At 49.8% G+C, this 9,256-nt stretch carries 5 protein-coding genes and 1 rRNA gene; all 6 read left to right on the top strand.

Features of this window, described 5'->3' with window-relative positions; genetic code table 11:
* The first annotated feature begins 220 nt into the window (after window positions 1–220).
* Window positions 221–814 carry a class I SAM-dependent DNA methyltransferase gene (locus tag Afil_RS09970; protein WP_230268410.1) on the top strand — a complete coding sequence of 198 codons (594 nt, stop codon included), beginning with the start codon at window positions 221–223 and terminating at the stop codon, window positions 812–814.
* A 291-nt stretch (window positions 815–1,105) separates the two neighbouring features.
* Complete coding sequence (locus Afil_RS09965) at window positions 1,106–3,577, top strand: DEAD/DEAH box helicase family protein (RefSeq protein WP_230268409.1); 2,472 nt, start codon at window positions 1,106–1,108, stop codon at window positions 3,575–3,577.
* A 364-nt stretch (window positions 3,578–3,941) separates the two neighbouring features.
* Entirely contained in the window at window positions 3,942–4,235 is a 294-nt protein-coding gene (locus tag Afil_RS09960; RefSeq protein ID WP_230268408.1) for a discoidin domain-containing protein, read from the top strand.
* The gene (locus tag Afil_RS09955) at window positions 4,196–5,173 is read left to right on the top strand and encodes a discoidin domain-containing protein (RefSeq protein WP_369413429.1); all 978 of its coding nucleotides are present in this window, start codon (window positions 4,196–4,198) and stop codon (window positions 5,171–5,173) included. The genes Afil_RS09960 and Afil_RS09955 overlap by 40 nt, the downstream gene beginning before the upstream one ends.
* 24 nt (window positions 5,174–5,197) lie before the next feature.
* On the top strand, window positions 5,198–8,359 hold the full coding sequence (locus Afil_RS09950; RefSeq protein ID WP_230268407.1) for an alpha-N-acetylglucosaminidase TIM-barrel domain-containing protein: 3,162 nt from the start codon (window positions 5,198–5,200) through the stop codon (window positions 8,357–8,359).
* A 527-nt stretch (window positions 8,360–8,886) separates the two neighbouring features.
* Window positions 8,887–9,256: ribosomal RNA gene (locus Afil_RS09945) — 23S ribosomal RNA — on the top strand; the annotation flags it as partial.

Genomic DNA, 9,256 nt, shown 5'->3' with positions numbered 1-9,256 from the left:
ATATCGAACCTGGCCAGTTAAGCTGCAGAACGCCGACAATAGCCGCAAGGCAAAGATAGGAAGCTGCCAGACAAAATGAAATCCCCGAAAGATAAAGGAGAAATCCGATATCGTTCGGGGATTTTTCGCTCCGGGGATAAACTATCCCATAGAGAGGGATCCTTACAGCTGCCTTCAGCAGACGGGATCGAACTCGTTTAGAGAATAAGGGGTTGAATGTATGGCGGATAAAAAAACTTTAGCTTACTACCAGGATCATGCGAATGAATTTGTGCGGGACACCAAAAATGTCTCCTTTGGAAAGGTTCAAAGCCGTTTTCTGGAAAAACTCCCCAAAAAAGGATTGATTCTGGATTTTGGATGCGGCTCCGGTCGGGATTCCCTCGCGTTTTCGAAGGCGGGATATGAGGTGGATGCTGCGGATGGCTCCCCGGCTATGGTCAATCAGTGCCGCGCATCCGGAATGGATGCACGTCTGCTGCTTTTTGAAGATCTGAAGGCGCGGGACACGTACGACGGCGTATGGGCCTGCTCGTCGCTTTTGCACTGTTCCCGGGACGAACTTTCCAGAGTGATTCCGAAGGTTTTCCAGGCGTTAAAGCCCGCAGGATGGTTTTACTGTTCCTTTAAATATGGAGAGTTTGAAGGCGAACGAAACGGGCGTTTTTTCTGTGATCAGACAGAATCTTCACTTTTGCCCCTTCTGAAATCCGCCGGATTTGGAGACACCGAAATGTGGCAGAGCAGGGATGTTCGACCCGGCCGATCCGAGCAGATCTGGCTGAACGCATTAAGTCAGAAGAAACCTCTGTAGAAAATACCGAAAGAGGAATGAAAGACGGTTTGATTCTTCCTGATCCTGTTTCTGAACGGAAGAGTTCAACAGAAAATCTTCGCCGGACGGATACAGAGTACGATTTCATGAAGCAGAGGACGATCGTCAAAGCAGAGTCCTCTGCTTTTCCGTTTGGCTTATCTGCAAAACAGAATCCAGCGAAATCTTTGGAATGCCAGCCGGATTCTTACCATTCTGGGTACCGTATATTGAGAGAGTCTGGCATAAATAGAAGAGGCAGACGATTTACGAGGAAAGGAGGAGGAGAAAATGAATTCTGAATTTTTCAGCGGCGGTCCAGTAATCAAAAACCAGATCCTGCCCTTTTTGAATCAGATAAGCGAACAGGCAGATGAAATTGAACTGGCTGTCTCCTTTGTCCGGCTTTCCGGTGTTCGCCTTCTGCTTCCGCTTTTTCGTAAACTGCGCGAAAAGAAGACGAAGATCCGACTGTTATGCGGAACGTATATGGGTATTACAGAACCCGCGGCTTTGCACGTCCTCCTGCATGAACTGGGGGATACCGCCCAGCTGCGGCTGTTCAATAATCCGATTGTTTCTTTCCACCCCAAATGCTGGATTTTTCATTGTTTGGACCATATGGAAATCCTGATTGGAAGCTCAAACCTTTCCCGTTCTGCGCTCACTTCCGGAATCGAATGGAACTACGCGTTCTCTTCCCAGGGAAACGAAAAAAGTACAGAGAAAATTGTGAAAAGTTTTGAAGATCTCTGGTCTTCCAGCATTTTGCTTACGGAAGATTCCATTGAGGAATATCAGCTGGACCGGGAACCGTTTCAAAGCGGGCAGTGGATGGATCTGTTCGCAGCAGAAGATCAGAATCCGGAAGAAGGAAACGAAATTCGGGTGGAACCGAATGCTGTACAGACCGAAGCTTTATACAGGCTGGAAGAAACGCGGCAGAAAGGACAGCAGCGCGCTTTAGTTCAGGCAGCAACGGGAACGGGGAAAACTTTTCTTGCTGCTTTTGATTCTCGAACCTTTGAACGCGTACTTTTTGTCGCGCATCGCCGCGAAATTCTTGCGCAGGCCGCCAAAGCCTTCCATACCGTTCGTCCTGACGCCTCTATCGGCTTTATTGAAGGGGATCGGAAAGAACTGGATCGGGATCTGGTGTTTGCTTCGGTTCAGACACTTGCCAAACCCTGGCTTCTGAATGAAGAAACGCTTCCGTCCGATTCTTTTGACTACATCGTGGTTGATGAGTTTCATCATGCGGCAGCGAGGCAGTATAAAAAGATCCTTTCCTATTTCCATCCAAAATTTCTTTTAGGACTGACGGCTACGCCCTATCGTCTGGACGGCCGTGATCTGTATATGCTTTGCGACTATAACGTCCCCTATCAGATGAATTTGTTTGACGCGATCGCACAGGGATATCTGAGTCCGTTTCGCTACTATGGCATTTACGATCCGACGGATTACGAAAATGTCAAAATCCGAGGCATGCATTTTGACGCGGCGGCTCTGGAGCATACGTACGATCAGAATCTGGAACGCGCTTCTCTCATTTATCGCCATTATCAAAAGCATCCTTCCTCACGCGGACTTGGCTTTTGCATTACCCGAAAACATGCCCGTTTTATGGCGAAGTATTTCCAGTCCAAAGGCATTCCCTGCGCTTCCGTCGTATCTGATCCGGACCTTTCGGAAACATCTACGGATATGGATCGGGAAAGCGCGTTGAAAAAACTGGTAGACGGCGATCTGAAGATTTTGTTCAGCGTCGATCTGTTCAACGAAGGAACCGATATTCCAAACCTGGATCTTGTCATGTTCCTTCGCCCGACCGAGTCGGCGGTCGTATACCTGCAGCAGCTGGGCCGCGGCCTGCGCAAAGCTTCGGGGAAAGACTATCTGACGGTTCTGGACTTTATCGGAAATTACAAAACTGCGTCCTTTGGTCCATCGCTTATCGGCGTGAATCCGGGAACGACTGGGGGAAAAGATAAAGGTTCAGCCAGTTCAGTTCCTCGAAACTGCGTCGTGGATTTTGATCTGGAGCTGATTGATCTTCTGAAAAATCTGGCGAAGCGCAAACAGTCCCGCCTCCAGATTGTACAAGGGCTGTTTTATGACGCGAAGGAAAGTCTTGGCCATATTCCGTCTCGAATGGAACTGCGTCAGGCGCTCAGCGATGAAGATCTGGAATACTGTATGAAGGATGCCAAAATCAGTCCGTTCCACAATTACCTGCCTTTTCTCGATTCCATGCACCTTTTAGACGAAAAGCAGCAGGCGTTTATGCGTTCGCCGGCTGGGAAATTTCTACATTTGATGGAAACTACCAAAATGTCCCGAGTATATAAGCTGGCCGTACTGGAAGTTCTTCGACAAAGTCTGCTCAAAAGCGGAACTATTGCGTCCAGCTATTCGCCAGAAGACGTGCTTCAGGCATGGAAAACCTTCTTTTCAAGGGGAACACGCTGGTCCGATCTGGATGTCGCTTCACGCAATGCGTTTGATCAGATTACGGATGCGGCGCATTTGAAAAAGATCCGCGAAATGCCAGTTAAGCATTTGCTGCTCTCTTTTGATGGGCTGATCAAAAAGTCCGGGGAAGATATGATCACGCTGGACAGCTCTCTGAATGAATACCTGGATTCCCCCTGGTTTCAAAAACAGATTCTGGATATTCTCGACAGTCGAAGCGACGAGTATTATGCATCCCGGTTTGAAGATACAGTTCGCAAATCCACAAAGAAAAAGAATTCAAAATAAAGAATAGAAAGCGTCGGCTGCTCGAGTTTGAGCTGGCCGGCGCTTTTGGCATGGAAGTTCATCCCTATTCCAGAGCCGGCATTCTATGCCGTAGCGGGTTGTGCTTTGCCGGGGATGAGAGCTTTGGCTTATTCCTTTGCGACGGATGGATTTTCACGTCTGTTTTCGCACTATTGGAGAAAATCCTTCAAATGACTAAAAGAAGCATGTATTTCAGTAAAAGTTTACTCGTATACTCTTTAGTGTAAGCGCTTAATTTGAGCAAAGGAAGGAGAAACAATGAAACTGAGAAAAAGCATTTCGGCGCTGTCCTGCGCCGTGCTTGCTCTTGGAATTCTTCCCCAGAGCCCTCTGCAGTCCCCCCATGCAGATGCTGGCCGCGGAGGAAGATACTGAATCGCAGAATCTGGCTTTGAACAGGCCGATCACCGCTTCCGACAGTGAAAGCGGCAGTGAAGCCCAGAAAGCCGTCGACGGCGATTCCAATTCCTGGTGGACGACGGTTGGGCCTGCCTGGATTCAGGTTGACCTGGAATCGATCTGCAAGATCGATCGGATCAATCTCATGGCCTGGTTTAACCCGGATGAAGGTCATGCGAACCGCTACTACGAATATAAATTCTTGGCAGTACGACCGGTGAAGAAGGATCCTTTATAGTTCTTGCGGATCATACAGGAACGGCCAATCGAACCTGGAACACGCCGGAAGGAGAAAGCGATTCGTTTACGGATGTCAAAGCCCGTTACATTCGCATTGAATATACGGCTACTCATGCCGATACTCAGCCCAACAACCATAACGCCCATCTGAAGGAACTGCAGGTCTTTGGATCGATCTGTCTGGATGAACTGCACGATCTGGTTCCGTATTCTTCGATCAGTGCGAGCAGTTCGGAAGAATGGTATCCGGCCGAAAATGCCGGAGACGGCGATCTGGATACGTATTGGGGCGCCGAAGGCGCATCGGGTCTGTGCGTCGATTTAAACTGTGTCTTCGATCTGAGTTCCATTCAGGTTATTCCGTATTTCGCGGATGACCGCTCTTACACGTATGAGGTGTACACGAGTCTGGATGGCCGCGACTACACTCTGTATGGCGAAAAGAAAGACCAGACACCCCAGACCCGGGATGGCGAAATGTTTACCAAAGATGCGGAAGGCGTTCGCTATGTGATGATCTCCATGCTGACAAATACGAAGAACCCTTCCGTTCATATCAATGAAATTCACATTGTCGGAAAACAGAGTACGTCGGTAACGCCGCCGGTCGATGAAGACGAAAACAACCTGGCTTTAAACCGCCCGGTTTATGTGTCCAGTCAGCAGGACGGCATGAATAAGGAAAATCTGACTGACGGCGACAATTACACCGCCTGGGCTCCAAAATTCTGCCCGGCATACGCCCAGATTGATCTGGAACGCAACGTTAAGCTTTCGGCGATTCAGGTGATTCCGCCGGTAACGATGGGATCGGAAGAATACGCGCAGTATTCGGTTTACGCCTCTCTTGATGGCGAGACGTACGATCTGGTCGGTCAGAAAAACGATACCAAACCGAGTCCGACTGCCGGCGAACGCTTTGCGATCGATTCCTAAGAAGCGCGAGACATCCGCGTCCTTGTGGAATACTGCTCCACGCAGGATACACTGCCGATCAGCGAAGTCCGTGCCTATGGCGAAGAAACGGATAGCGAACTGCAGTCGCCGGATACCATTTCCATTCCGGATTTTAAGGATACCGATTATGCCGCACCCTTAACGCAGGAAGAAACGCTGCGTGAAGTTCGCAATATTGTTGGACGAACAGTCGGCGAAAGCTATAACGACTGGTTTGAGTTTGTACTCGATGATGCAAAGTCGAGTGGACTCGACTGGTATGAAATCGACATGCACAACGGAAAAGTGCGTATTCGAGGCAATAAAGGTCTGTCTCTGACGACAGGTCTGAACTATTACTTCAAGTATTTCTGCAGCGTGCAGATTGCCCGACAGACCCGTCAGGTGAAAATGCCGGCGGAAATTGTGGAAGTTCCCAGTACGATCCGCAAGGAAAGTCCCTATGAAGTCCGCTACGCGTACAACTACTGCACGCATTCCTACAACATGGCCTTCTGGGGCGAAGACGAGTGGCAGAACGAACTCGACTGGCTGACCCTCAACGGCTACAACACCGTTCTGGATATTACCGGTCAGGAAGAAGTCTGGAGACGCTTTTTAGGCGGACTCGGCTACAGCGAACAGGAAGTTCGCGACTGGCTGGTCGGACCAGGCTATCTTGGCTGGATGTACATGGCCAACGTGGAAAACATCAGCGGCCCGATTCCGCACGACTGGTTTGAAAAAAGCACAGAACTTGCCCGGCATAACCAGCGTTCCATGCGCGCTTTAGGCATGACGCCGGTTTTGCAGGGATATTCCGGCATGGTGCCTACGAACATCACGTCCAAGGATTCCTCGGTAGAAATCATTGATCAGGGATGGTGGAACGGCATCCAGCGTCCGGCTATGCTCAAAACCAATACCGCCACGTATGACGACTACGCAACCAGATTTTATCAGGCGCAAAAAGAAGGGTACGGCGACTGGGCCCACTATTATGCGACCGACCCCTTCCATGAAGGCGGCAACACCGGCGACATTGGCCGGGACACCGTCGGATGGGAAGTTCTCGACGCAATGAAGAAATACGATTCGAACTGTGTCTGGGTTATCCAGTCCTGGTCTTTTGAATCCGATCTGCTTTCCTGGATTTCCAGCGAAGAAAAACAGAACAATATCCTGCTGCTCGATCTGGATGGAACCCGCAATGCCAAATTTGACGATACGAACGAATTCACCGGAAGTAGCTGGACCTATTGCATGCTGGAAAACTATGGCGGCCGCGTCGGCCTTTGCGGCAACCTGAAAAAAATCGCCCAGATTCCAGGCCGTGTCCGCAAGGGCACCAGCCACATGGTCGGCATGGGCATCGCTCCGGAAGGTACGGGCAACGATCCGGCGAAATACGATCTCTGGGGCGAAATGATGTGGGAAAGCGAAGACATCGATGTGGAAAAGTGGCTCGACAGCTACATCGAGCGCCGCTACGGTGCGGTAACGACGGACGCCAAAGCGGCATGGAAAATTCTTCTGAATACCGCCTACTCCGATCTTGAATACTTCAAGACACCGCCAGAATCCATCTTCTGCGCCATGCCGCACTTTGATGCGTCCAAGGCAGCGCCAAACGGTTCGTTTGACCGTCACTACAATATTGCGCAGTTTGAAAACGCCCTTACGTTGCTGATGAAGGACTATGACCGCTTCAAAACGAGCGAAGGCTATCAGTTCGATGTGAATACGCTGCTTCGCCAGTGCGTCGCCAACAGCGCCTACCCGGTTTATCAGGAATTCACATCGGCCTACCGAAACAGGAACGTATCCGAGTTTGATCAGGCGTCTGCTGAGTTCCTCGACCTTCTGGATTTGCAGGAACAGGTGCTCAACTCGAACAAAAACTCGATGCTTGGAAACTGGCTCGAGCCGTCCAGAAAAGCCGGCGAAAGCGAAGATGATTTCACGAAGCGTATTTATGAAATGAATGCGCGCGGTCTGATCACGACCTGGGCACCGTACTACACCTGGGGCGTTTACGATTACGCCAACCGCGAATACGGCGGTCTGCTCAAAGACTATTACGGTGCACGGTGGACCACGTGGATTGACCGTCTGAGCAAGGATATTCATGGCGACCAGACGTGCAGTGTAGAAAATATGAGCAGCAAGGAATCCTATCGCTTCGCCTGGAATTTCTGCCGCAGCGATACCGTCTACTCCAATGAACCGAGCGGCGATGTCAAAGCTCTCTACAATCGTTTCGTTACCAGCTGCTCGCTCAATAAGCCGGTCGATTCTCTCGTCAGCTACATGTACACGATCGATACCGGAACGCATAAGATTTCTAAAGTTCCCGTACAGACTACGAAAGCAGTCTTCCTTTCCAACGTGATCATGCCTGAGGGTTCCACAATTGCCATCACCCGCGGTTCGAAGACCCTTGACGACGAGGATCTTCTGGAAAAGGACGATCAGATTCTGCTCACCCTTTCCAATGGAACGAAGCTGACGTACACGATTGGCGAACTCGTTGTTCCTACAGATTTCTCCCGCCTCGATACGCTGATGAAACAGGCCCAGTCGCTGATTGCCTCCGATTACGACGCCGAAGCCTGGGCTGCGTTCAACACTGCTCTGACCGATGTCAACGTCGTTTACGTCAACCCCGAAGCGTCCCAGGAAGAAGTGGATGCAGCCTGCACCCGACTGGAAGACGCTCTGGATCAGCTGGAAGCCATCTTTGCCGACTACACCGCGCTCGACGCTCTGGTTCAGGAAGCGGACGCTCTCGATCCGGATGACTACGCGAATTTTGAAGACGTTCAGAACGCTCTGGATGCCATCGTAAGAAATCTCCCACGCTCCAGACAGAAGGATGTCGATGCGATGGCCAGAGCCCTGCAGCCCGCTCTCGATGGACTGCAGAGAAAAGACGATCCGTCCCTTGTCTTTGACTATTCACTCCTGGAGACTCTCTGCGATAAAGCCGAAGCACTTGATCTTACAGACTATGCTTCAGCCGGTCAGGAAGAATTCACGTCTATCCTGAACGCGGGCAAGGCTCTTATTCGTCACGCGTCTTCACAGAAGCAAATCGACGATGCGGCCAAAGCACTCCATTCAAGCCTTCTCGATCTGCGTCTTCTCCCCGACAAAGAAGCGCTGGCAAGTCTGAATCCGGACTGATTTTTCCAATCGAAAAACAATATCTTTTCGAATAAAGGCGCCCATCCTGAGCACATCAGGACGGGCGCCTTTCCTGCGTTTTGTCCCAAAAATCCTATGTGAAGCTGAACGAAAAAATCACAAATAAAACTTGCGTCCGGAGAGAGGGCATGCTATTCTAACGGAGCGCTTTTCGAAAGAGAACTTTTGAAAAGTCGAAAAAGGACTTTATCTATCGCATAAAATTCATAAAGTGAAAATATTAAAAATATTCACAAAAAGAGTTGACGCGATCAAAAAGCCATGATAAACTAAATGAGCCTTGTGAGGGAACAATAAATATTCACAAGACAAATCCTGTCCATCGAGGACAGGGAAAAATGGATCTTTGAAAAACGAGCATCAGTAAGAAGACATAACAGAAGGTCTAACGAAAAGTTGAAGAGTAATAAAGATTTAACCGAAAGTTGGAAACAGTTAGTGGAACAGTTCTTACGAAATAGAAAAATCTCGAAACAAGCATAACTAGAACCAAAGTTAGAGAACTAGATCAAGCAAGGAAGGGCGTACGGAGGATGCCTTGCCACTCTTGAATGATGAAGGACGCGCCAGGCTGCGAAAAGCCGTGCCGAGCTGTCAGGGAAGCGACGACACACGGATATCCGAATGGGGGAACCCGGCTGGTTTTATAGCCAGTCATCCATGCAAATGGAGAGAAACCCGGTGAACTGAAACATCTAAGTAGCCGGAGGAAAAGAAAACAAAAGTGATTTTCCGAGTAGCGGCGAGCGAAAGGGAAAGAGCCCAAACCATAGCGATATGGGGTTGTAGGACCGCTGGAAATGAAAGACGAGCGAACGGGAACGCGATGGAAAGCGCGGACAGAGAAGGTGAAATCCCTGTACCGGCAAGCGAGTC

The organism is Allobaculum fili, from assembly GCF_020969955.1.
Taxonomy (GTDB): Bacteria; Bacillota_I; Bacilli_A; order Erysipelotrichales; family Erysipelotrichaceae; genus Allobaculum; species Allobaculum fili.
The sequence above is the reverse complement of the archived record's forward strand: the minus strand, read 5'-3'. Positions and strand labels throughout refer to the sequence as shown.

Bases quoted from the DNA above. Each gene is read 5' to 3' on its own strand.
- Afil_RS09970 (WP_230268410.1), top strand. From the start codon at position 221: ATGGCGGATAAAAAAACTTTAGCTTACTACCAGGATCATGCGAATGAA.
- Afil_RS09965 (WP_230268409.1), top strand. From the start codon at position 1,106: ATGAATTCTGAATTTTTCAGCGGCGGTCCAGTAATCAAAAACCAGATC.
- Afil_RS09960 (WP_230268408.1), top strand. From the start codon at position 3,942: ATGCAGATGCTGGCCGCGGAGGAAGATACTGAATCGCAGAATCTGGCT.